Origin of the sequence: Pseudomonas neuropathica, assembly GCF_051174785.1 — a bacterium.
Taxonomy (GTDB): Bacteria; Pseudomonadota; Gammaproteobacteria; order Pseudomonadales; family Pseudomonadaceae; genus Aquipseudomonas; species Aquipseudomonas neuropathica_A.
Map to the genome: position 1 here is coordinate 2,660,369 of NZ_CP195111.1, position 19,060 is coordinate 2,679,428.

Consider the following 19,060-nt stretch of genomic DNA (forward strand, 5'->3'; position numbering starts at 1 on the left):
TTGGACAAGATCCTGATACGTGGGGCCCGTACCCACAACCTGAAGAACATCGACCTGACCCTGCCACGGGACAAACTGATCGTCATCACCGGCCTGTCCGGATCCGGCAAGTCGTCCCTGGCCTTCGATACGCTGTACGCCGAAGGTCAGCGCCGCTATGTCGAATCGCTTTCGGCCTACGCCCGTCAGTTCCTGTCGATGATGGAAAAACCCGACGTCGACACCATCGAAGGCCTGTCGCCGGCGATCTCCATCGAACAGAAGTCGACCTCGCACAACCCGCGCTCCACGGTCGGCACCATCACCGAAATCTACGACTACCTGCGTCTGCTCTATGCTCGCGTCGGTACGCCACGCTGCCCGGATCACGATATTCCGCTGGAAGCGCAGACCGTCAGCCAGATGGTCGATCTGGTGCTGGCGCAACCGGAAGGCAGCAAACTGATGTTGCTGGCCCCGGTGATCCGCGAGCGTAAAGGTGAACACCTCTCGGTGTTCGAAGAGCTGCGCGCCCAAGGTTTCGTTCGCGCCCGGGTCAACGGCCGCATCTGCGAACTCGATGAACTGCCGAAACTGGATAAACAGAAGAAGCATTCGATCGACGTGATCGTCGACCGCTTCAAGGTCCGCGCCGATTTGCAGCAACGTCTGGCCGAGTCCTTCGAGACTGCGCTGAAACTGGCGGACGGCATTGCCCTGGTCGCGCCTATGGATGACGAGCCGGGCGAAGAGATGATCTTCTCCGCGCGCTTCGCCTGCCCGATCTGTGGCCATGCGATCAGCGAGCTGGAGCCCAAGCTGTTTTCCTTCAACAACCCGGCCGGCGCCTGCCCGACTTGCGATGGCCTGGGGGTGAAGCAGTTCTTCGACATCAAGCGACTAGTCAACGGCGACCTGACGCTGGCCGAAGGCGCGATTCGCGGCTGGGACCGGCGCAACGTCTATTACTTCCAGATGCTCGGCTCATTGGCCTCGCATTACGGTTTCAGCCTGGAAGTGCCATTCAACGAACTGCCGGCCGATCAGCAGAAATCCATCCTGCACGGCAGCGGCTCGCAGAACGTCGACTTCAAATACCTGAACGACCGTGGCGATATCGTCAAACGTTCGCACCCGTTCGAAGGCATCGTGCCGAATCTTGAGCGCCGCTACCGCGAGACCGAGTCGGCAAGCGTGCGCGAAGAGCTGGCCAAGTTCCTCAGCACTCAGTCGTGCCCGGATTGCCGAGGTACCCGTTTGCGTCGTGAAGCGCGACATGTGTGGGTCGGCGAGAAAACTTTGCCAGCGGTGACCAATCTGCCGATCGGCGATGCTTGCGAGTACTTCGGCGAGCTGAAGATGACCGGCCGCCGCGGCGAGATCGCGGACAAGATCCTCAAGGAGATTCGCGAGCGTCTGCAGTTCCTCGTCAACGTCGGGCTTGATTACTTGTCGCTGGATCGTAGCGCTGACACTTTGTCCGGTGGCGAGGCGCAGCGGATTCGTCTGGCCAGCCAGATCGGCGCGGGCCTGGTGGGGGTTTTGTACATCCTCGACGAACCGTCCATTGGCTTGCACCAGCGTGACAACGATCGATTGCTTGGCACGCTCAAGCATTTGCGCGATATCGGCAACACGGTGATCGTTGTCGAGCACGACGAAGACGCGATCCGCCTGGCCGACTATGTGGTGGACATCGGACCGGGCGCCGGCGTGCACGGTGGTCAGGTCGTCGCCGAAGGCACGCCGGCTGAAGTCATGGCGCATCCGGATTCCCTGACCGGCAAATACCTGTCGGGCCGGGTGAAGATTGAAGTGCCGGCCAAACGTACGCCGCGTAACAAGAAGCTCAATCTCTCGCTCAAAGGCGCGCGCGGCAACAACCTGCGCAATGTCGACCTGGATATCCCGATTGGCCTGCTGACGTGCGTCACCGGCGTGTCCGGCTCGGGCAAATCGACACTGATCAACAACACGCTGTTCCCGCTGAGCGCCACGGCCCTCAACGGCGCAACCACCCTGGAAGCGGCAGCGCACGACAGCATCAAAGGCCTGGAGCATCTCGACAAAGTCGTCGATATCGACCAAAGCCCGATTGGCCGTACTCCGCGCTCCAACCCGGCGACGTATACCGGCTTGTTCACACCGATCCGCGAACTGTTCGCCGGCGTGCCCGAGTCTCGCTCCCGCGGCTACGGCCCGGGGCGTTTCTCGTTCAACGTCAAGGGCGGTCGCTGCGAAGCATGCCAGGGCGATGGCCTGATCAAGGTCGAAATGCACTTTCTCCCGGACATCTACGTGCCGTGCGATGTGTGCAAGAGCAAGCGCTACAACCGCGAAACCCTTGAAATCAAATACAAGGGCAAGAGCATCCACGAAACCCTGGAAATGACCATCGAGGAAGCCCGGGTGTTCTTCGACGCGGTGCCGGCACTGGCGCGCAAGCTGCAAACGCTGATGGATGTCGGCCTGTCGTACATCAAGCTCGGTCAATCGGCGACCACGTTGTCCGGTGGTGAGGCGCAGCGGGTCAAGCTGTCGCGAGAGCTGTCCAAGCGTGACACCGGCAAGACCCTGTACATCCTCGATGAGCCGACCACCGGTTTGCACTTCGCGGATATCCAGCAATTGCTCGACGTCCTGCATCGCCTGCGCGACCACGGCAACACTGTGGTGGTGATCGAGCACAACCTCGACGTGATCAAGACTGCCGACTGGCTGGTCGATCTCGGGCCGGAGGGTGGGTCAAAAGGTGGCCAGATCATTGCCACCGGCACACCTGAAGACGTGGCCGAGATGAAGCAATCTCACACCGGCCATTACCTCAAGCCGTTGCTGATCCGTGATCGGGCTTAAACGCCAGGCATGAAAAAGCCCCTGTTACTTCATCAGTAACAGGGGCTTTTTCATATCTTCTGCAATCAGGACGCGTGGGACTGCAGGTAGTTTTCGAGACCGATCAGCTTGATCAGGCCCAACTGCTTTTCCAGCCAGTAGGTGTGATCTTCTTCGGTATCGTTTAGCTGAACCCGCAGGATCTCGCGGCTGACATAATCTTTGTGCTGCTCGCAGAGTTCGATGCCTTTGCACAGAGCTGCGCGGACTTTGTACTCAAGGCGCAGATCCGCTTCGAGCATCTCCGGCACGGTGGTGCCGACATCCAGATCATCCGGACGCATGCGCGGCGTGCCTTCGAGCATCAGAATCCGGCGCATCAACGCATCAGCGTGGCCAGCTTCTTCTTCCATCTCGTGGTTGATTCGCTCGTAGAGCTTGGTGAACCCCCAGTCCTCATACATCCGCGAATGAACGAAATATTGATCACGCGCGGCCAGTTCGCCGGTCAGCAACGTGTTGAGGTAATCGATTACGTCTGGGTGGCCTTGCATCGCCCTACATCTCCCTACTTGAAAGTCTGTAGTTTGAACCAACCTGACTGCAAGGTCACCCGTTTCACGCAATAAAAGCGAAGATAATCTGAGAAAATCAGGCTAAATAACGCAAAAACCGCCCAAATGAGGGCGGTTCTGCTTCTCGTTTAGACTTCGTTAAGCTGTACGTTGAGCAGCTTTGCGATTGCTTCTCCATACGCCGGGTCGGCTTTGTAGAAATGCTGCAGCTGGCGATCGACAACATCACTCGAAACACCTGACATGGCACCGGCGATGTTGCTGACCAGCAATGCTTTTTGCTCGTCACTCATCAGTCGGAACAGCGCACCGGCGTGGCTGTAGTAATCGGTATCCTCGCGGTGATCGTAGCGATCTGCAGCACCGCTCAAGGCCAGCGCTGGTTCAGCGTAACGCGGAGCTTGTTTCGGCGCTTCGGTGTAGCTGTTCGGTTCGTAGTTAGGCGCAGCACCACCGTTGCTGCCGAACGCCATCGAGCCGTCGCGCTGGTAAGTGTTCACCGGGCTACGTGGCGCGTTCACCGGCAACTGCTGGTGATTGGTGCCCACACGGTAGCGGTGTGCGTCGGCATAGGCGAATACGCGACCTTGCAGCATGCGGTCTGGCGAGAGACCAACGCCCGGCACCATGTTGCTCGGGCCAAATGCGGCCTGCTCGACTTCAGCGAAGTAGTTCAGCGGGTTGCGGTTCAGCTCCAGCTCACCGACCTCAATCAGCGGGAACTCCTTCTGCGACCAGGTCTTGGTCACGTCGAACGGGTTCTCGTAATGCGCTGCGGCTTGGGCCTCAGTCATTATCTGGATGCATACGCGCCATTTCGGGAAGTCACCGCGCTCAATGGCTTCAAACAAGTCACGTTGAGCGTAATCCGGATCAGTGCCGGCCAGACGTGCTGCATCTGCGGGGGCGAGATTCTTGATGCCCTGTTTGGTTTTGTAGTGCCATTTCACCCAGTGACGTTCGCCTTGGGCGCTGATCAGGCTGTAAGTGTGGCTGCCGAAGCCATGCATGTGCCGGTAGCCATCAGGAATGCCACGGTCGGAGAACAGAATGGTGACCTGGTGCAGCGCTTCAGGCGAATGCGACCAGAAGTCCCACATCATCTGCGCGCTTTTCAGATTGCTCTGCGGAAGGCGTTTTTGGGTGTGAATGAAATCGGGGAATTTCAGCGGATCGCGAATGAAGAACACCGGCGTGTTGTTGCCAACGATGTCCCAGTTGCCTTCTTCGGTGTAGAACTTCAGCGCAAAACCGCGCGGATCGCGTTCGGTGTCGGCTGAACCGCGCTCACCACCAACAGTGGAGAAGCGCAGAAAGGTCGGAGTTTGTTTGCCGACAGATTCGAATAGCTTGGCGCTGGTGTATTCGGTGATGTCACGGGTCACGGTGAACGTACCGTAAGCACCCGAGCCTTTCGCATGCACGCGGCGCTCAGGGATATTTTCACGGTTGAAGTGCGCAAGCTTCTCGAGCAGATGGAAATCGTCGAGCAGCAACGGGCCACGAGGGCCGGCGGAGCGAGAATTCTGGTTATCAGCGACAGGTGCGCCACTGGCGGTCGTAAGCGTTTTGATCTGGCTCATACGGTCTTCTTCCTCTGTCAGTCTTGAAACTACCGGCTAATCGGCTTGCTGGGAAGTATCGATCATCCATGGGACACCTACAAATTCATTAACTTGCAGACATCGATAGATAATTACTAATTATGTTTCCCAGCACATAGTGCCAACAGAAAGGTGTCAGAAGCTTGTACGAACAGCGCATTTTCTTACAGACACAAAAAACCGGGCACTAGGCCCGGTTCTTTGTTTCAGACTGACGTCTTACTCGGCGGATACAGCTTCGCCGGCAGTAGCACGATCAACCAACTCGACGTACGCCATTGGCGCGTTGTCGCCAGCGCGGAAGCCGCACTTGAGGATGCGCAAGTAGCCACCCTCACGGGTAGCGTAACGCTTGCCCAGGTCGTTGAAGAGCTTACCAACGATAGCTTTCGAACGAGTACGGTCGAAAGCCAGACGGCGGTTAGCCAGGCTGTCTGTCTTGGCCAGAGTGATCAGCGGCTCAGCAACGCGACGCAGTTCTTTGGCTTTTGGCAGAGTAGTTTTGATCAGCTCGTGCTCGAACAGCGACACCGCCATGTTTTGGAACATGGCCTTGCGGTGCGAGCTGGTGCGGCTCAGGTGACGACCACTTTTACGATGACGCATGGTTCATTCCTTACCAAACACTACGTTCGGTGATTACGACGATCAGGCAGTCGCCTTGTCGTCCTTCTTAAGACTTGCAGGCGGCCAGTTGTCGAGGCGCATGCCGAGGGACAGACCGCGGGAGGCCAGAACGTCCTTGATTTCAGTCAAGGATTTCTTGCCCAGGTTCGGAGTCTTCAACAGCTCTACTTCGGTACGCTGAATCAGGTCACCGATGTAGTAGATGTTTTCCGCCTTAAGGCAGTTAGCCGAACGTACAGTCAGTTCCAGATCGTCAACCGGGCGAAGCAGGATCGGATCGATCTCGTCTTCCTGCTCGACAACCACTGGCTCACTGTCACCTTTGAGGTCGACGAACGCAGCCAACTGCTGTTGCAGGATGGTTGCAGCGCGGCGGATAGCCTCTTCAGGATCCAGAGTACCGTTGGTTTCCAGATCAATAACCAGCTTGTCCAGGTTGGTACGCTGCTCGACACGGGCGTTTTCCACCACGTATGCGATACGGCGAACCGGGCTGAACGAAGAGTCAAGCTGCAAGCGACCGATGCTGCGGCTTTCGTCTTCATCGCTCTGACGCGAGTCGGCTGGTTCATAACCACGACCACGAGCTACGGTGAGCTTCATGTTCAGGGCGCCGTTAGACGCCAGGTTAGCGATTACGTGATCGGGATTAACGATCTCGACATCATGATCCAGCTGAATATCGGCAGCGGTAACCACCCCCGAACCCTTCTTCGACAAGGTCAGCGTAACTTCGTCACGACCGTGCAGCTTGATGGCCAGACCTTTAAGGTTCAACAGGATTTCAATTACGTCTTCCTGTACACCTTCGATGGCGCTGTACTCGTGGAGCACACCGTCAATCTCGGCCTCGACTACTGCGCAGCCGGGCATTGAGGACAACAGGATGCGTCGCAGCGCGTTGCCCAGGGTGTGGCCAAAACCACGCTCGAGAGGCTCGAGAGTGATCTTGGCGCGGGTTGGACTGACAACCTGCACATCAATGTGGCGGGGTGTCAGGAACTCATTTACCGAAATCTGCATGGATGCACCTATTTTCTAGCCCTTACTTGGAGTAGAGCTCGACAATCAGGCTTTCGTTGATGTCGGCGGACAGATCACTGCGAGCAGGAACGTTCTTGAAAACGCCCGACTTCTTCTCAGTGTCTACTTCTACCCATTCTACGCGGCCACGTTGGGCACACAGATCGAGAGCTTGGACAATGCGAAGCTGGTTTTTTGCTTTCTCGCGAACTGCAACCACGTCACCAGCACGAACCTGATACGACGGAACGTTTACGGTCTGACCGTTAACGCTGATCGACTTGTGCGATACCAGCTGACGGGATTCGGCACGAGTCGAACCAAAGCCCATACGGTATACAACGTTGTCCAGACGGCATTCGAGCAGTTGCAGCAGGTTTTCACCGGTTGCACCTTTCTTGCCAGCAGCTTCTTTGTAGTAGCCGCTGAATTGACGCTCGAGAACGCCGTAGATACGACGGACCTTCTGCTTTTCACGCAGTTGGGTGCCGTAGTCGGACTGGCGACCGCGGCGTTGGCCGTGGATACCAGGTGCTGCTTCAATGTTGCACTTCGATTCGATCGCGCGCACGCCGCTCTTCAGGAAGAGATCGGTGCCTTCGCGACGAGCGAGTTTGCATTTTGGACCAATGTAACGAGCCATTCTTTACAATCTCCTGGATTACACGCGGCGCTTCTTCGGCGGACGGCACCCGTTGTGCGGGATTGGCGTCACGTCGGTGATGCTGGCGATCTTGTAGCCACAGCCGTTCAAAGCGCGGACTGCGGATTCACGACCTGGACCTGGACCCTTGACGTTAACGTCGAGGTTTTTCAGGCCGTATTCCAGCGCAGCTTGACCAGCACGTTCAGCAGCTACTTGAGCAGCAAACGGGGTGGACTTGCGGGAACCGCGGAAACCCGAACCACCAGAGGTAGCCCAGGAAAGAGCGTTACCTTGACGGTCGGTAATGGTCACGATGGTGTTGTTAAAAGATGCATGGATGTGGGCGATGCCATCAACCACTGTCTTTTTAACTTTTTTACGAGGACGAGCAGCAGGTTTTGCCATGATTAAATTCCTGTCGATTCGCTGGGGCGATTACTTGCGGATCGGCTTACGCGGACCTTTACGGGTACGCGCGTTGGTCTTGGTACGCTGACCGCGTACTGGCAGACCACGACGATGACGCAGACCGCGATAGCAACCGAGGTCCATCAAGCGCTTGATTTTCATGTTGATTTCGCGACGCAGGTCACCTTCAGTGGTGAACTTCGCCACTTCGCCACGCAGCTGTTCAATTTGCTCGTCGCTCAGATCTTTGATCTTTGCTGCTGGGTTTACCCCAGTCACTGCACAGATCTTCTGCGCAGTAGTGCGACCAACACCATAGATGTAGGTCAGCGAGATAACAGTATGCTTGTTATCTGGAATGTTAACGCCTGCAATACGGGCCATTCAGTGGGACTCCAATTGACAGCTACCTACGCCCCGGAAGCCAAGAAATAGGGCGCGAGATAATATCGCTGTAATAACAAATAATCAACCCGGTAGCGCACTAGCTACCGGGCTTGAAGCACAATCACACTCAGCCTTGGCGCTGTTTGTGACGCGGTTCCGCGCTGCAAATTACTCGAACAACACCTTCGCGGCGAATAATCTTGCAGTTACGGCACAGCTTTTTCACCGATGCACGAACTTTCATCACCAACTCCTCGAACCTTATGGGTACTCAGCGCAACATGCCGCTGCCGTAACCCTTCAGGTTGGCTTTCTTCATCAGGGATTCGTACTGGTGCGAAACGAGGTGCGATTGTACTTGGGACATGAAGTCCATCACAACCACGACCACGATCAGCAACGAGGTCCCGCCAAGGTAGAACGGAACGTTTGCTGCAACCACCAGGAACTGGGGCAACAGGCACACGGCCGTCATGTAAAGAGCACCGAACATGGTCAAGCGAGTCAGAACGCCATCAATGTAGCGCGCAGACTGCTCACCTGGACGGATGCCCGGAATAAAGGCACCGGACTTCTTCAGGTTTTCCGCTACGTCTTTCGGATTGAACATCAACGCCGTATAGAAGAAGCAGAAGAAAATAATCCCTGCACTAAACAGCAGAATATTCAACGGCTGACCAGGAGCGATCGACTGCGAGATGTCCTGCAACCAGCCCATACCTTCAGACTGACCGAACCAGGCACCCAGCGAAGCCGGGAACAGCAAAATGCTGCTCGCGAAAATAGCCGGAATAACACCGGCCATGTTCACCTTAAGCGGCAAGTGGCTTGTCTGCGCAGCAAAAACCTTGCGGCCCTGCTGACGCTTGGCGTAGTGAACAGCAATACGACGCTGACCACGCTCAATGAACACCACGAAACCGATAATCGCTACTGCCAGCAAACCGATGGCAACCAAGGCGAAGATGTTGATATCACCCTGACGCGCAGACTCGAAAGACTGCCCGATTGCTCTCGGAAGACCGGCGACGATACCCGAAAAAATCAACATCGAGATACCGTTACCTACACCACGCTCAGTAATCTGCTCACCCAGCCACATCATGAACATCGCACCAGCCACAAACGTGGATACCGCGACGAAATGGAAGCCAAAGTCACCAGTGAACGCAACGCCCTGCCCCGCCAGACCAATGGACATGCCAATAGCCTGAACGAGAGCGAGGACGACGGTGCCGTAGCGGGTGTACTGGCTGATCTTGCGACGGCCAGCTTCACCTTCCTTCTTCAACTGCTCCAGCTGCGGGCTGACGGCGGTCATCAGTTGCATGATGATCGATGCCGAAATGTACGGCATGATCCCCAATGCAAAGATGCTCATCCGTTCCAGCGCGCCGCCGGAGAACATGTTGAACAAGCTAAGAATGGTCCCCTCATTCTGTCGAAACAGGTCTGCGAGTCGGTCCGGGTTGATACCTGGAACCGGGATGTGTGCGCCTATTCGGTAGACGATAATCGCCAGGAACAGAAAACGCAGACGAGCCCAGAGTTCAGACATACCGCCTTTGCCGAGCGCAGAGAGAGCACCTTGCTTAGCCATTTATTCCTCGAACTTGCCGCCAGCTGCTTCGATAGCCGCACGCGCACCTTTGGTGGCGCCGATTCCCTTGCCGATAGTGACAGCGCGAGTCACTTCACCGGACAGCATGATTTTCACACGCTGTACGTTGACGTTGATCACGTTGGCATCTTTCAGGGACTGCACGGTGACGATGTCGCCTTCCACTTTAGCCAGCTCGGACAGACGCACTTCTGCGCGATCCATGGCTTTCAGGGAAACGAAACCGAACTTCGGCAGGCGACGATGCAGCGGCTGTTGACCGCCTTCAAAGCCTGGAGCAATGGTGCCACCGGAGCGGGAGGTCTGACCTTTGTGACCACGGCCACCAGTCTTACCCAAACCGCTACCGATACCACGGCCCGGACGATGCTTTTCGCGACGGGAACCCGGCGCTGGACTCAGATCATTGAGTTTCATCGATTAACCCTCGACACGCAGCATGTAGTAAGCCTTGTTGATCATCCCGCGATTCTCGGGAGTATCCTGGACTTCTACAGTGTGACCGATGCGACGCAGACCCAGACCCTTAACGCACAGTTTGTGGTTAGGGATGCGGCCGGTCATGCTTTTGATCAGCGTTACTTTAACGGTAGCCATGATCAGAAGATCTCCTTGACGCTTTTGCCACGCTTGGCGGCAATGGATTCAGGAGATTGCATAGCTTTCAAACCCTTGAAAGTGGCGTGAACCACGTTTACCGGGTTAGTCGAGCCGTAGCACTTGGCCAGAACGTTCTGAACGCCAGCAACTTCGAGGACAGCACGCATAGCGCCGCCAGCGATGATACCGGTACCTTCAGAAGCAGGCTGCATGTACACCTTCGAAGCGCCGTGAGCGGACTTCATTGCGTACTGCAGAGTGGTGCCGTTCAGATCAACCTGGATCATGTTGCGGCGAGCAGCTTCCATTGCCTTCTGGATCGCAGCAGGCACTTCACGCGACTTGCCACGGCCGAAGCCAACACGCCCTTTACCATCACCAACCACGGTCAACGCGGTGAAAGTGAAGATACGGCCGCCTTTAACGGTTTTGGCTACGCGGTTAACTTGAACCAGCTTCTCAATGTAGCCTTCGTCGCGCTTTTGGTCGTTATTTGACATAACTTAGAACTCCAGCCCAGCTTCACGAGCAGCATCAGCCAGCGCTTTAACGCGGCCGTGGTACTTGAAGCCAGAGCGGTCGAAAGCCACTTGCGAGACGCCAGCGGCCTTAGCACGCGTAGCGACCAGCTGGCCAACCTTTGTGGCCGCGTCGATGTTGCCAGTGGCACCATCACGCAGTTCTTTATCCAAAGTCGAGGCGCTTGCCAGGACCTTGTTGCCGTCGGCCGAGATGACCTGGGCGTAGATGTGCTGCGACGAGCGGAACACGCAGAGACGCACGACTTCGAGTTCGTGCATTTTCAGGCGTGCTTTGCGAGCGCGACGCAGTCGAGTAACTTTTTTGTCGGTCATTTGCTATGCCCTACTTCTTCTTGGCTTCTTTACGACGGACGACTTCGTCCGCGTAGCGCACACCTTTGCCTTTGTACGGCTCTGGTGGACGGAAGTCGCGGATCTCAGCGGCCACTTGACCTACCAGCTGCTTGTCGATGCCCTTGATCAGGATATCGGTCTGGCTAGGAGTCTCAGCGGTGATGCCTTCCGGCAGTTCGTAATCCACTGGGTGCGAGAAGCCAAGGGCCAGGTTCAGAACCGTGCCTTTTGCTTGCGCCTTGTAACCAACACCGACCAGCTGGAGCTTGCGCTCGAAGCCTTGGCTTACGCCTTGGACCATGTTGTTTACCAACGCACGCGTGGTACCGGCCATTGCGCGAGTTTGTTGATCGCCATTGCGAGCAGCGAAACGCAGCTCACCAGCTTCTTCAACGATCTCAACGGACGAATGGATGTTCAGTTCAAGAGTACCCTTGGCACCCTTCACCGAAAGCTGTTGGCCTGCGAATTTTACTTCGACACCGGCTGGCAGCTTAACGGGGTTCTTAGCGACGCGAGACATGCTTATCCCCCCTTAGAACACAGTGCAAAGAACTTCGCCGCCGACACCGGCAGCGCGCGCAGCACGATCCGTCATCACACCTTTGTTGGTGGAGACGATAGACACGCCAAGACCGCCACGAACTTTCGGCAGATCTTCAACGGACTTGTACTGACGCAGGCCTGGACGACTAACGCGCTTCACTTCTTCGATAACCGGACGGCCTTCGAAGTACTTCAGCTCGATGGACAACGACGGCTTAGCGTCGGTGGTGATCTGAAAATCCGCGATGTAACCTTCGTCCTTGAGGACTTTTGCTACAGCCGCCTTCAACGTGGAAGACGGCATGCTTACGACAGACTTTTCAGCCATCTGGGCATTACGGATTCGAGTTAGCATGTCCGCTAACGGGTCCTGCATACTCATGGGCTAGACGCTCCTAATACAGAAAAATTAGCCTTGCGGCTACTACTTGTCGCCGAGAACTTCCGGGCATGAAAAACACGGGCTCAGGCGAGCCGGTCATTCTAGACATACCCCAGAAATGAATCAAGCCCCAAAAGGGGCTTGATTCAGATTCAAGGCCACCGATGGTCAGGTTCTTGCGAACCCGAACATCGAGACTTTGACAGCAATTACCAGCTGGCTTTAACCAGACCTGGTACGTCGCCACGCATTGCAGCTTCACGCAGCTTGTTACGGCCAAGGCCGAACTTGCGGTAAACGCCGTGCGGACGACCAGTCAGGCGGCAACGGTTACGCATGCGCGAAGCGCTTGCGTCACGTGGTTGCTTCTGCAGAGCTACGGTAGCTTCCCAACGCGCTTCTGGACTTGCGTTCAGATCAACGATGATAGCTTTCAGCGCTGCACGCTTGGTGGCGTACTTGGCAACGGTGAGCTGACGCTTCAGCTCACGGTTTTTCATGCTCTTCTTGGCCATTTTCCTACTCCAATCAGTTGCGGAACGGGAATTTGAAAGCACGCAGCAGAGCGCGGCCTTCATCATCGTTCTTGGCAGTGGTGGTCAGGGTAATGTCCAGACCGCGGAGAGCATCGATCTTGTCGTAGTCGATTTCCGGGAAAATGATCTGCTCTTTCACGCCCATGCTGTAGTTGCCACGACCATCGAAGGACTTGGCATTCAGGCCGCGGAAGTCGCGAACCCGAGGCAGGGAGATCGACAGCAGACGATCCAGGAACTCGTACATACGCTCACGGCGCAGGGTCACTTTGACGCCGATCGGCCATCCTTCGCGGACTTTAAAGCCAGCGATGGATTTACGAGCGTAGGTCACAACGACTTTTTGGCCGGTGATCTTTTCCAGGTCAGCAACAGCATGCTCGATGACTTTTTTGTCACCAACAGCTTCGCCCAGACCCATGTTCAGGGTGATTTTTGTAACGCGTGGAACTTCCATCACGTTCGAAAGCTTAAGTTCTTCCTTAAGCTTCGGTGCGATTTCCTTCCAGTAAATCTCTTTTAGTCGTGCCATGGTCTTCTACCTAGCAGTGTTCAAGCATCAACCGCTTTTTGGGTCGACTTGAAGACACGAATTTTCTTGCCGTCTTCTACTTTGAAACCAACGCGGTCAGCCTTGTTGGTTTCGCCGTTGAAAATGGCGACGTTAGAAGCGTCCAGTGGAGCTTCTTTTTCGACGATACCGCCTTGCACGCCCGACATCGGGTTAGGCTTGGTATGACGCTTTACCAGGTTCAGACCACTGATAACCAGACGGTTATTAGCAAGAACCTTAAGCACCTTACCGCGCTTACCTTTGTCTTTGCCGGCGATCACGATGATCTCGTCGTCACGACGAATCTTTTGCATGTCGGATCTCCTTACAGCACTTCTGGGGCGAGCGAGACGATCTTCATGAACTTCTCAGTACGAAGTTCACGGGTCACTGGCCCAAAGATACGGGTGCCGATCGGCTCTTGCTTGTTGTTCAGAAGAACAGCAGCGTTGCCATCAAAGCGGATAATGGAGCCATCAGCACGACGTACGCCGTGACGAGTGCGGACTACAACAGCAGTCATCACTTGGCCTTTTTTCACTTTACCGCGAGGAATTGCTTCCTTAACGGTAACTTTGATGATGTCACCGATACCAGCGTAACGACGATGGGAGCCACCCAGCACCTTGATGCACATAACACGGCGAGCGCCGCTGTTATCGGCCACATCGAGCATGGATTGAGTCTGAATCATATAATTTCTCCGACCCCTAGTCCTTAGACTTCCACAGCGCGTTCGAGAACATCAACCAGCGCCCAAGACTTGGTCTTGGCCATAGGACGAGTTTCACGAATAGTGACTTTGTCGCCGATGTGGCACTGGTTGGTTTCGTCGTGCGCGTGCAGCTTAGTCGAACGCTTAACGTATTTACCGTAGATCGGGTGCTTTACGCGACGCTCGATCAGTACGGTGATGGTTTTGTCCATCTTGTCGCTGACAACACGGCCAGTCAGCGTACGGACAGTTTTTTCGGCTTCAGCCATGATCACTTACCTGCCTGCTGGTTGAGCACAGTCTTCACGCGAGCGATGTCACGCTTAACTTGCGAGAGCAGATGAGACTGCCCCAACTGGCCAGTTGCTTTCTGCATACGCAGATTGAACTGGTCGCGCAGCAAGCCGAGCAGTTGCTCGTTCAGCTGCTGTGCGGATTTTTCACGAAGTTCATTCGCTTTCATCACATCACCGTCCGTTTAACAAAGGCGGTGGCGAGCGGCAGCTTTGCAGCAGCCAGGGCAAAAGCCTCACGCGCCAGCTCTTCAGAAACACCCTCGATTTCATACAGGACTTTGCCTGGCTGAATCTGGGCAACCCAGTACTCCACACTACCCTTACCTTTACCCATACGAACTTCGAGGGGCTTTTTGGAAATAGGCTTGTCCGGGAATACACGGATCCAGATCTTGCCGCCACGTTTAACGTGACGGGTCAGAGCACGACGTGCTGACTCGATCTGACGAGCGGTGAGACGACCACGAGCTACAGACTTCAGCGCGAACTCGCCGAAGCTGACTTTGCTACCGCGCTGAGCCAGACCACGGTTGTGGCCTGTCATCTGCTTGCGGAACTTCGTACGCTTAGGTTGCAACATTTGGCGTACCCCTTACTTAGCAGCTTTTTTACGAGGCGCTGGTGCTTGTGGTTTCAGCTCTTCTTGGCGACCACCAATTACTTCGCCTTTGAAGATCCAAACCTTTACACCGATCACACCGTAAGTGGTGTGAGCTTCGTAGTTGGCATAGTCGATGTCGGCACGCAGGGTGTGCAATGGCACACGACCTTCGCGATACCATTCAGTACGTGCGATTTCAGCACCGCCGAGACGACCGCTCACTTGGATTTTGATGCCCTTGGCACCAATGCGCATGGCGTTCTGTACTGCGCGCTTCATAGCGCGACGGAACATTACACGACGCTCCAGCTGCTGAGCTACGCTCTGCGCAACCAGCATACCGTCGAGCTCCGGCTTGCGGATCTCTTCGATATTGATGTGCACAGGCACACCCATTTGCTTGGTCAGGTCCTGACGCAGTTTCTCAACATCTTCACCTTTCTTCCCGATAACGATACCTGGACGAGCGGTGTGGATGGTGATACGTGCAGTTTGGGCCGGACGATGGATATCGATACGGCTTACGGACGCGCTTTTTAGTTTGTCTTGGAGATACTCACGCACTTTCAGATCTGCGAACAAGTAGTCCGCATAAGTCCGACCGTCTGCGTACCAGACGGAGGTGTGCTCCTTGACGATTCCCAGGCGAATGCCAATGGGATGTACTTTCTGACCCATCTCTTCGACTCCGTTACTTGTCAGCAACCTTGACAGTGATATGGCAAGACCGCTTGACGATGCGATCAGCACGGCCTTTGGCACGTGGCATGATGCGCTTCAGCGAACGCCCTTCGTTGACGAAAACGGTGCTGACCTTCAGGTCATCAACGTCTGCGCCTTCGTTATGCTCGGCGTTGGCTACGGCCGACTCCAGCACTTTCTTCATGATCTCGGCGGCTTTCTTACTGCTGAAAGCCAACAAGTTGAGCGCTTCGCCCACCTTCTTCCCGCGGATCTGGTCGGCGACCAAGCGGGCTTTCTGGGCGGAGATTCGAGCGCCCGACAACTTAGCGGCTACTTCCATTTCCTAACCCCTTAACGCTTGGCTTTCTTGTCAGCCACGTGCCCGCGATAGTTGCGGGTACCGGCGAACTCGCCCAGTTTGTGGCCGACCATGTCTTCGTTAACGAGAACTGGGACGTGCTGACGACCGTTGTGTACTGCGATGGTCAGACCGACCATTTGTGGCAGGATCATCGAACGACGCGACCAAGTCTTAATTGGTTTGCGATCGTTCTTTTCCGCCGCCACTTCGATCTTCTTCAGTAGGTGAAGATCAATAAAAGGACCTTTTTTCAGAGAACGTGGCACTGTCGTATCCCTCTATTTACTTGCGACGACGGACGATCATTTTGTCGGTACGCTTATTACCACGAGTCTTCGCGCCCTTAGTCGGGAAGCCCCATGGCGATACCGGATGACGACCACCAGAGGTACGACCTTCACCACCACCATGTGGGTGGTCAACCGGGTTCATGGCAACACCACGAACGGTTGGGCGAACGCCACGCCAGCGCTTGGCACCAGCTTTACCCAGCGAACGCAGGCTGTGCTCGGAGTTCGAGACTTCGCCCAGGGTCGCACGGCATTCAGCCAGGACTTTACGCATTTCACCGGAACGCAGACGCAGGGTAACGTAAACGCCTTCACGAGCGATCAGCTGAGCCGAAGCACCAGCGGAACGAGCGATCTGTGCGCCTTTACCTGGCTTCAGTTCGATGCCGTGTACGGTAGAACCGACTGGAATGTTGCGCAGTTGCAGAGCGTTACCTGGCTTGATTGGAGCCAGAGCGCCTGCGATCAGCTGGTCGCCAGCACTCACGCCTTTAGGGGCGATGATGTAGCGGCGCTCGCCGTCTGCGTAGCAGAGCAGTGCGATGTGAGCAGTACGGTTTGGATCGTATTCGATACGCTCGACAGTGGCGACGATGCCATCTTTGTCGTTGCGACGGAAATCGACCATACGATAATGCTGCTTATGACCACCACCGATGTGACGCGTGGTAATACGGCCATTGTTGTTACGACCACCAGTCTTCGATTTTTTCTCGAGCAGCGGTGCGTGAGGAGCGCCTTTATGCAGCTCCTGGTTGACCACCTTGACCACAAAACGGCGGCCAGGGGAAGTCGGTTTGCATTTAACGATTGCCATGATGCACCCCTTCCTTACTCAGCACTGCTGCTGAAATCGAGATCTTGGCCTGGCTGAAGGGAGATAACTGCCTTCTTCCAGTCATTACGCTTGCCCAGACCGCGAGCAGTGCGCTTGCTCTTACCCAGAACATTCAGGGTAGTGACGCGCTCTACTTTCACGCTGAACAGGCTTTCGACGGCCTTCTTGATTTCCAGCTTGGTTGCGTCAGTAGCAACCTTGAAAACGAACTGGCCTTTCTTGTCTGCCAGAACCGTAGCCTTCTCGGAAACGTGCGGGCCAAGCAGAACTTTAAATACGCGTTCCTGGTTCATCCCAGCAGCTCCTCGAATTTCTTCACGGCCGACACGGTGATCAACACCTTGTCGTATGCGATCAGACTAACTGGATCGGAACCTTGGACGTCACGTACATCTACGTGCGGCAGGTTACGAGCAGCCAGGTACAGGTTCTGATCAACAGCGTCCGACACGATCAAAACGTCGGTCAGGCTCATGTTGTTCAGCTTGCCCAGCAGATCTTTGGTTTTCGGAGTTTCAACAGCGAAATCCTGAACCACGACCAGACGATCAGTACGCACCAGCTCAGCAAGGATGGAACGCATTGCTGCGCGATACATCTTCTTGTTCAGCTTCTGGGAGTGATCCTGTGGACGTGCTGCAAAAGTGGTACCGCCGCCACGCCAAATTGGGCTACGGATAGTACCGGCACGAGCACGGCCAGTACCTTTCTGACGCCATGGGCGCTTACCACCACCACGAACGTCGGAACGGGTCTTCTGCTGCTTGGTACCTTGACGGCCGCCAGCCATGTAGGCCACGACTGCTTGGTGAACCAGCGTCTCGTTGAATTCGCCGCCAAATGTCAGTTCGGAAACTTCGATCGCTTGAGCGTCATTTACATTTAATTGCATGTCAGCTTCCCCTTAACCGCGAGCCTTGGCTGCTGGACGTACAACCAGGTTGCCGCCAGTAGCGCCAGGAACAGCACCCTTGACCAACAACAGATTGCGTTCAGCGTCCACGCGCACTACTTCCAGGGACTGCACGGTCACGCGCTCAGCGCCCATATGACCGGACATTTTTTTGCCCTTGAATACACGACCAGGAGTCTGGCACTGGCCGATAGAGCCTGGGACGCGGTGGGATACGGAGTTACCGTGGGTGTTATCTTGCCCGCGGAAATTCCAACGCTTGATCGTACCCTGGAAGCCTTTACCCTTGGACTGACCGGTTACATCAACCAGTTGACCAGCGGCGAAGATTTCAGCGTTGATCAGATCGCCAGCCTGGTACTCGCCTTCTTCAAGACGGAATTCCATGGTAGTGCGACCAGCGGCAACGTTCGCTTTAGCGAAGTGGCCAGCCTGAGCTGCTGTTACACGCGAAGCACGACGCTCGCCGACAGTGACTTGCACTGCACGATAGCCATCGGTCTCTTCAGTTTTGAACTGGGTGACGCGATTCGGCTCGATCTCAATGACCGTGACCGGAATGGAGACACCTTCTTCGGTGAAAATACGGGTCATACCGCATTTACGACCGACTACACCAATAGTCATGTTGTAAACCTCATGAGTGTACGGGGCTTTCACCCGCTATGGCCGCCCATTTCAGAGCGTTACACGACTAAGACCGAGTCTTAGCCGAGGCTGATCTGCACTTCCACACCGGCCGCAAGATCAAGCTTCATAAGAGCATCAACGGTTTTATCCGTTGGCTGGACGATGTCCAGAACGCGCTTATGAGTGCGGATTTCGTACTGGTCGCGCGCGTCTTTGTTGACGTGCGGAGAAACCAGAACGGTGAACCGCTCTTTACGGGTAGGCAGTGGAATTGGACCACGCACTTGAGCACCAGTACGTTTCGCGGTTTCCACGATTTCCTGGGTTGATTGGTCGATCAGGCGATGGTCGAAAGCCTTCAACCTGATACGGATTTGCTGATTTTGCATTGGATTTCAGACTCCGGCTGCTATTCCCACCGAGCGCAATACGCCCGTTAAAAGGAGGCGCAATTCTATAGACGCCCCAGATAGGTGTCAACCCAATAAAAAAGCCCCCGCTGAGCGGGGGCTTTTTCAAAGCATCAAGCAAACTC

At 55.5% G+C, this 19,060-nt stretch carries 31 protein-coding genes; 1 reads left to right on the forward strand and 30 read right to left on the reverse strand.

The annotated features are described in order from the left end of the window. Positions 1-2,835 (forward strand): excinuclease ABC subunit UvrA, encoded by a 2,835-nt coding sequence (uvrA, locus tag ACRRSD_RS12060; RefSeq protein ID WP_435038200.1) that lies wholly within the window; start codon positions 1-3, stop codon positions 2,833-2,835. Between the two features lie 65 nt (positions 2,836-2,900). On the opposite strand, the gene bfr is transcribed toward uvrA, so the two are convergent. From bfr to rpsJ, 30 genes are all read right to left on the reverse strand, one after another. Beyond that, positions 2,901-3,368, reverse strand: a complete 468-nt coding sequence (gene bfr, locus ACRRSD_RS12065; RefSeq protein WP_016983567.1) for a bacterioferritin — start codon at positions 3,366-3,368, stop codon at positions 2,901-2,903. Between the two features lie 149 nt (positions 3,369-3,517). Then, complete coding sequence (locus ACRRSD_RS12070) at positions 3,518-4,972, reverse strand: catalase (RefSeq protein WP_435038201.1); 1,455 nt, start codon at positions 4,970-4,972, stop codon at positions 3,518-3,520. A gap of 240 nt (positions 4,973-5,212) precedes the next feature. Continuing rightward, positions 5,213-5,599 carry a 50S ribosomal protein L17 gene (gene rplQ / locus ACRRSD_RS12075; protein ID WP_003176402.1) on the reverse strand — a complete coding sequence of 129 codons (387 nt, stop codon included), beginning with the start codon at positions 5,597-5,599 and terminating at the stop codon, positions 5,213-5,215. 42 nt (positions 5,600-5,641) lie between these two features. Then, positions 5,642-6,643 carry a DNA-directed RNA polymerase subunit alpha gene (locus tag ACRRSD_RS12080; RefSeq protein WP_003186012.1) on the reverse strand — a complete coding sequence of 334 codons (1,002 nt, stop codon included), beginning with the start codon at positions 6,641-6,643 and terminating at the stop codon, positions 5,642-5,644. A 22-nt stretch (positions 6,644-6,665) separates the two neighbouring features. Then, entirely contained in the window at positions 6,666-7,286 is a 621-nt protein-coding gene (gene rpsD / locus ACRRSD_RS12085; protein ID WP_003176404.1) for a 30S ribosomal protein S4, read from the reverse strand. Positions 7,287-7,304: 18 nt separating this feature from the next. Continuing rightward, entirely contained in the window at positions 7,305-7,694 is a 390-nt protein-coding gene (gene rpsK / locus ACRRSD_RS12090; protein WP_002555466.1) for a 30S ribosomal protein S11, read from the reverse strand. Positions 7,695-7,724: 30 nt separating this feature from the next. Beyond that, positions 7,725-8,081, reverse strand: coding sequence for a 30S ribosomal protein S13 (gene rpsM, locus ACRRSD_RS12095; protein ID WP_003186020.1), 357 nt, complete (start codon positions 8,079-8,081; stop codon positions 7,725-7,727). Positions 8,082-8,211: 130 nt separating this feature from the next. Beyond that, entirely contained in the window at positions 8,212-8,328 is a 117-nt protein-coding gene (gene rpmJ, locus ACRRSD_RS12100) for a 50S ribosomal protein L36 (RefSeq protein WP_002555468.1), read from the reverse strand. Between the two features lie 27 nt (positions 8,329-8,355). Next, positions 8,356-9,684 carry a preprotein translocase subunit SecY gene (secY, locus tag ACRRSD_RS12105; RefSeq protein WP_003228718.1) on the reverse strand — a complete coding sequence of 443 codons (1,329 nt, stop codon included), beginning with the start codon at positions 9,682-9,684 and terminating at the stop codon, positions 8,356-8,358. Further along, positions 9,685-10,122: a 50S ribosomal protein L15 gene (gene rplO, locus ACRRSD_RS12110; RefSeq protein WP_003228720.1), complete on the reverse strand. Its 438-nt coding sequence runs from the start codon at positions 10,120-10,122 to the stop codon at positions 9,685-9,687. 3 nt (positions 10,123-10,125) lie between these two features. After that, a complete protein-coding gene (gene rpmD / locus ACRRSD_RS12115; RefSeq protein ID WP_003176408.1) occupies positions 10,126-10,302 on the reverse strand; it encodes a 50S ribosomal protein L30 in 177 nt (58 codons plus the stop codon). Positions 10,303-10,304: 2 nt separating this feature from the next. Beyond that, entirely contained in the window at positions 10,305-10,805 is a 501-nt protein-coding gene (gene rpsE / locus ACRRSD_RS12120) for a 30S ribosomal protein S5 (protein ID WP_003186035.1), read from the reverse strand. 3 nt (positions 10,806-10,808) lie between these two features. Beyond that, complete coding sequence (gene rplR / locus ACRRSD_RS12125) at positions 10,809-11,159, reverse strand: 50S ribosomal protein L18 (protein WP_003186037.1); 351 nt, start codon at positions 11,157-11,159, stop codon at positions 10,809-10,811. 10 nt (positions 11,160-11,169) lie between these two features. Next, entirely contained in the window at positions 11,170-11,703 is a 534-nt protein-coding gene (gene rplF / locus ACRRSD_RS12130; RefSeq protein ID WP_003176412.1) for a 50S ribosomal protein L6, read from the reverse strand. A 12-nt stretch (positions 11,704-11,715) separates the two neighbouring features. Beyond that, complete coding sequence (rpsH, locus tag ACRRSD_RS12135) at positions 11,716-12,108, reverse strand: 30S ribosomal protein S8 (RefSeq protein ID WP_077574736.1); 393 nt, start codon at positions 12,106-12,108, stop codon at positions 11,716-11,718. Between the two features lie 209 nt (positions 12,109-12,317). Continuing rightward, positions 12,318-12,623, reverse strand: a complete 306-nt coding sequence (rpsN, locus tag ACRRSD_RS12140; protein ID WP_003228726.1) for a 30S ribosomal protein S14 — start codon at positions 12,621-12,623, stop codon at positions 12,318-12,320. A 13-nt stretch (positions 12,624-12,636) separates the two neighbouring features. Further along, on the reverse strand, positions 12,637-13,176 hold the full coding sequence (rplE, locus tag ACRRSD_RS12145; protein WP_003176415.1) for a 50S ribosomal protein L5: 540 nt from the start codon (positions 13,174-13,176) through the stop codon (positions 12,637-12,639). A gap of 20 nt (positions 13,177-13,196) precedes the next feature. Then, positions 13,197-13,511 (reverse strand): 50S ribosomal protein L24, encoded by a 315-nt coding sequence (gene rplX / locus ACRRSD_RS12150; protein ID WP_008081905.1) that lies wholly within the window; start codon positions 13,509-13,511, stop codon positions 13,197-13,199. Positions 13,512-13,522: 11 nt separating this feature from the next. Further along, positions 13,523-13,891 (reverse strand): 50S ribosomal protein L14, encoded by a 369-nt coding sequence (gene rplN, locus ACRRSD_RS12155; RefSeq protein WP_002555479.1) that lies wholly within the window; start codon positions 13,889-13,891, stop codon positions 13,523-13,525. Positions 13,892-13,914: 23 nt separating this feature from the next. Beyond that, a complete protein-coding gene (rpsQ, locus tag ACRRSD_RS12160) occupies positions 13,915-14,181 on the reverse strand; it encodes a 30S ribosomal protein S17 (protein ID WP_003194644.1) in 267 nt (88 codons plus the stop codon). 2 nt (positions 14,182-14,183) lie between these two features. Next, positions 14,184-14,375, reverse strand: coding sequence for a 50S ribosomal protein L29 (rpmC, locus tag ACRRSD_RS12165; protein ID WP_002555481.1), 192 nt, complete (start codon positions 14,373-14,375; stop codon positions 14,184-14,186). After that, positions 14,375-14,788, reverse strand: coding sequence for a 50S ribosomal protein L16 (gene rplP / locus ACRRSD_RS12170; RefSeq protein WP_007896757.1), 414 nt, complete (start codon positions 14,786-14,788; stop codon positions 14,375-14,377). The genes rpmC and rplP overlap by 1 nt, the downstream gene beginning before the upstream one ends. A gap of 12 nt (positions 14,789-14,800) precedes the next feature. Further along, positions 14,801-15,487 (reverse strand): 30S ribosomal protein S3, encoded by a 687-nt coding sequence (rpsC, locus tag ACRRSD_RS12175; RefSeq protein ID WP_003176422.1) that lies wholly within the window; start codon positions 15,485-15,487, stop codon positions 14,801-14,803. A 13-nt stretch (positions 15,488-15,500) separates the two neighbouring features. Beyond that, positions 15,501-15,833, reverse strand: coding sequence for a 50S ribosomal protein L22 (rplV, locus tag ACRRSD_RS12180; RefSeq protein WP_003103908.1), 333 nt, complete (start codon positions 15,831-15,833; stop codon positions 15,501-15,503). Between the two features lie 11 nt (positions 15,834-15,844). Beyond that, positions 15,845-16,120, reverse strand: a complete 276-nt coding sequence (rpsS, locus tag ACRRSD_RS12185) for a 30S ribosomal protein S19 (RefSeq protein ID WP_011336172.1) — start codon at positions 16,118-16,120, stop codon at positions 15,845-15,847. A gap of 16 nt (positions 16,121-16,136) precedes the next feature. Continuing rightward, on the reverse strand, positions 16,137-16,961 hold the full coding sequence (gene rplB, locus ACRRSD_RS12190; RefSeq protein ID WP_003228734.1) for a 50S ribosomal protein L2: 825 nt from the start codon (positions 16,959-16,961) through the stop codon (positions 16,137-16,139). Between the two features lie 14 nt (positions 16,962-16,975). Next, positions 16,976-17,275: a 50S ribosomal protein L23 gene (gene rplW, locus ACRRSD_RS12195; RefSeq protein ID WP_002555488.1), complete on the reverse strand. Its 300-nt coding sequence runs from the start codon at positions 17,273-17,275 to the stop codon at positions 16,976-16,978. Further along, positions 17,272-17,874, reverse strand: a complete 603-nt coding sequence (rplD, locus tag ACRRSD_RS12200) for a 50S ribosomal protein L4 (RefSeq protein WP_007918468.1) — start codon at positions 17,872-17,874, stop codon at positions 17,272-17,274. Before rplD ends, rplW begins: the two co-directional genes overlap by 4 nt. Before the next feature lie 12 nt (positions 17,875-17,886). After that, positions 17,887-18,522, reverse strand: a complete 636-nt coding sequence (gene rplC, locus ACRRSD_RS12205; protein ID WP_003228738.1) for a 50S ribosomal protein L3 — start codon at positions 18,520-18,522, stop codon at positions 17,887-17,889. A gap of 80 nt (positions 18,523-18,602) precedes the next feature. Next, on the reverse strand, positions 18,603-18,914 hold the full coding sequence (gene rpsJ / locus ACRRSD_RS12210; RefSeq protein WP_003186070.1) for a 30S ribosomal protein S10: 312 nt from the start codon (positions 18,912-18,914) through the stop codon (positions 18,603-18,605). Positions 18,915-19,060 lie beyond the last annotated feature (146 nt).

Bases quoted from the DNA above. Each gene is read 5' to 3' on its own strand.
- secY (WP_003228718.1), bottom strand. From the start codon at position 9,684: ATGGCTAAGCAAGGTGCTCTCTCTGCGCTCGGCAAAGGCGGTATGTCT.
- rplF (WP_003176412.1), bottom strand. From the start codon at position 11,703: ATGTCTCGCGTCGCTAAGAACCCCGTTAAGCTGCCAGCCGGTGTCGAA.
- ACRRSD_RS12080 (WP_003186012.1), bottom strand. From the start codon at position 6,643: ATGCAGATTTCGGTAAATGAGTTCCTGACACCCCGCCACATTGATGTG.
- rplV (WP_003103908.1), bottom strand. From the start codon at position 15,833: ATGGAAGTAGCCGCTAAGTTGTCGGGCGCTCGAATCTCCGCCCAGAAA.
- rplP (WP_007896757.1), bottom strand. From the start codon at position 14,788: ATGTTGCAACCTAAGCGTACGAAGTTCCGCAAGCAGATGACAGGCCAC.
- rplC (WP_003228738.1), bottom strand. From the start codon at position 18,522: ATGACTATTGGTGTAGTCGGTCGTAAATGCGGTATGACCCGTATTTTC.
- rpsH (WP_077574736.1), bottom strand. From the start codon at position 12,108: ATGAGTATGCAGGACCCGTTAGCGGACATGCTAACTCGAATCCGTAAT.
- rpsE (WP_003186035.1), bottom strand. From the start codon at position 10,805: ATGTCAAATAACGACCAAAAGCGCGACGAAGGCTACATTGAGAAGCTG.
- rpmC (WP_002555481.1), bottom strand. From the start codon at position 14,375: ATGAAAGCGAATGAACTTCGTGAAAAATCCGCACAGCAGCTGAACGAG.
- rpsK (WP_002555466.1), bottom strand. From the start codon at position 7,694: ATGGCAAAACCTGCTGCTCGTCCTCGTAAAAAAGTTAAAAAGACAGTG.
- rpsN (WP_003228726.1), bottom strand. From the start codon at position 12,623: ATGGCCAAGAAGAGCATGAAAAACCGTGAGCTGAAGCGTCAGCTCACC.
- rpmJ (WP_002555468.1), bottom strand. From the start codon at position 8,328: ATGAAAGTTCGTGCATCGGTGAAAAAGCTGTGCCGTAACTGCAAGATT.
- rpsJ (WP_003186070.1), bottom strand. From the start codon at position 18,914: ATGCAAAATCAGCAAATCCGTATCAGGTTGAAGGCTTTCGACCATCGC.
- rplW (WP_002555488.1), bottom strand. From the start codon at position 17,275: ATGAACCAGGAACGCGTATTTAAAGTTCTGCTTGGCCCGCACGTTTCC.
- rpsD (WP_003176404.1), bottom strand. From the start codon at position 7,286: ATGGCTCGTTACATTGGTCCAAAATGCAAACTCGCTCGTCGCGAAGGC.
- rplD (WP_007918468.1), bottom strand. From the start codon at position 17,874: ATGCAATTAAATGTAAATGACGCTCAAGCGATCGAAGTTTCCGAACTG.
- rpsM (WP_003186020.1), bottom strand. From the start codon at position 8,081: ATGGCCCGTATTGCAGGCGTTAACATTCCAGATAACAAGCATACTGTT.
- rplB (WP_003228734.1), bottom strand. From the start codon at position 16,961: ATGGCAATCGTTAAATGCAAACCGACTTCCCCTGGCCGCCGTTTTGTG.
- ACRRSD_RS12070 (WP_435038201.1), bottom strand. From the start codon at position 4,972: ATGAGCCAGATCAAAACGCTTACGACCGCCAGTGGCGCACCTGTCGCT.
- rplN (WP_002555479.1), bottom strand. From the start codon at position 13,891: ATGATTCAGACTCAATCCATGCTCGATGTGGCCGATAACAGCGGCGCT.
- rpsC (WP_003176422.1), bottom strand. From the start codon at position 15,487: ATGGGTCAGAAAGTACATCCCATTGGCATTCGCCTGGGAATCGTCAAG.
- rplQ (WP_003176402.1), bottom strand. From the start codon at position 5,599: ATGCGTCATCGTAAAAGTGGTCGTCACCTGAGCCGCACCAGCTCGCAC.
- rplR (WP_003186037.1), bottom strand. From the start codon at position 11,159: ATGACCGACAAAAAAGTTACTCGACTGCGTCGCGCTCGCAAAGCACGC.
- rpsQ (WP_003194644.1), bottom strand. From the start codon at position 14,181: ATGGCTGAAGCCGAAAAAACTGTCCGTACGCTGACTGGCCGTGTTGTC.
- rplX (WP_008081905.1), bottom strand. From the start codon at position 13,511: ATGCAAAAGATTCGTCGTGACGACGAGATCATCGTGATCGCCGGCAAA.
- rpmD (WP_003176408.1), bottom strand. From the start codon at position 10,302: ATGGCTACCGTTAAAGTAACGCTGATCAAAAGCATGACCGGCCGCATC.
- rplO (WP_003228720.1), bottom strand. From the start codon at position 10,122: ATGAAACTCAATGATCTGAGTCCAGCGCCGGGTTCCCGTCGCGAAAAG.
- bfr (WP_016983567.1), bottom strand. From the start codon at position 3,368: ATGCAAGGCCACCCAGACGTAATCGATTACCTCAACACGTTGCTGACC.
- rplE (WP_003176415.1), bottom strand. From the start codon at position 13,176: ATGGCACGACTAAAAGAGATTTACTGGAAGGAAATCGCACCGAAGCTT.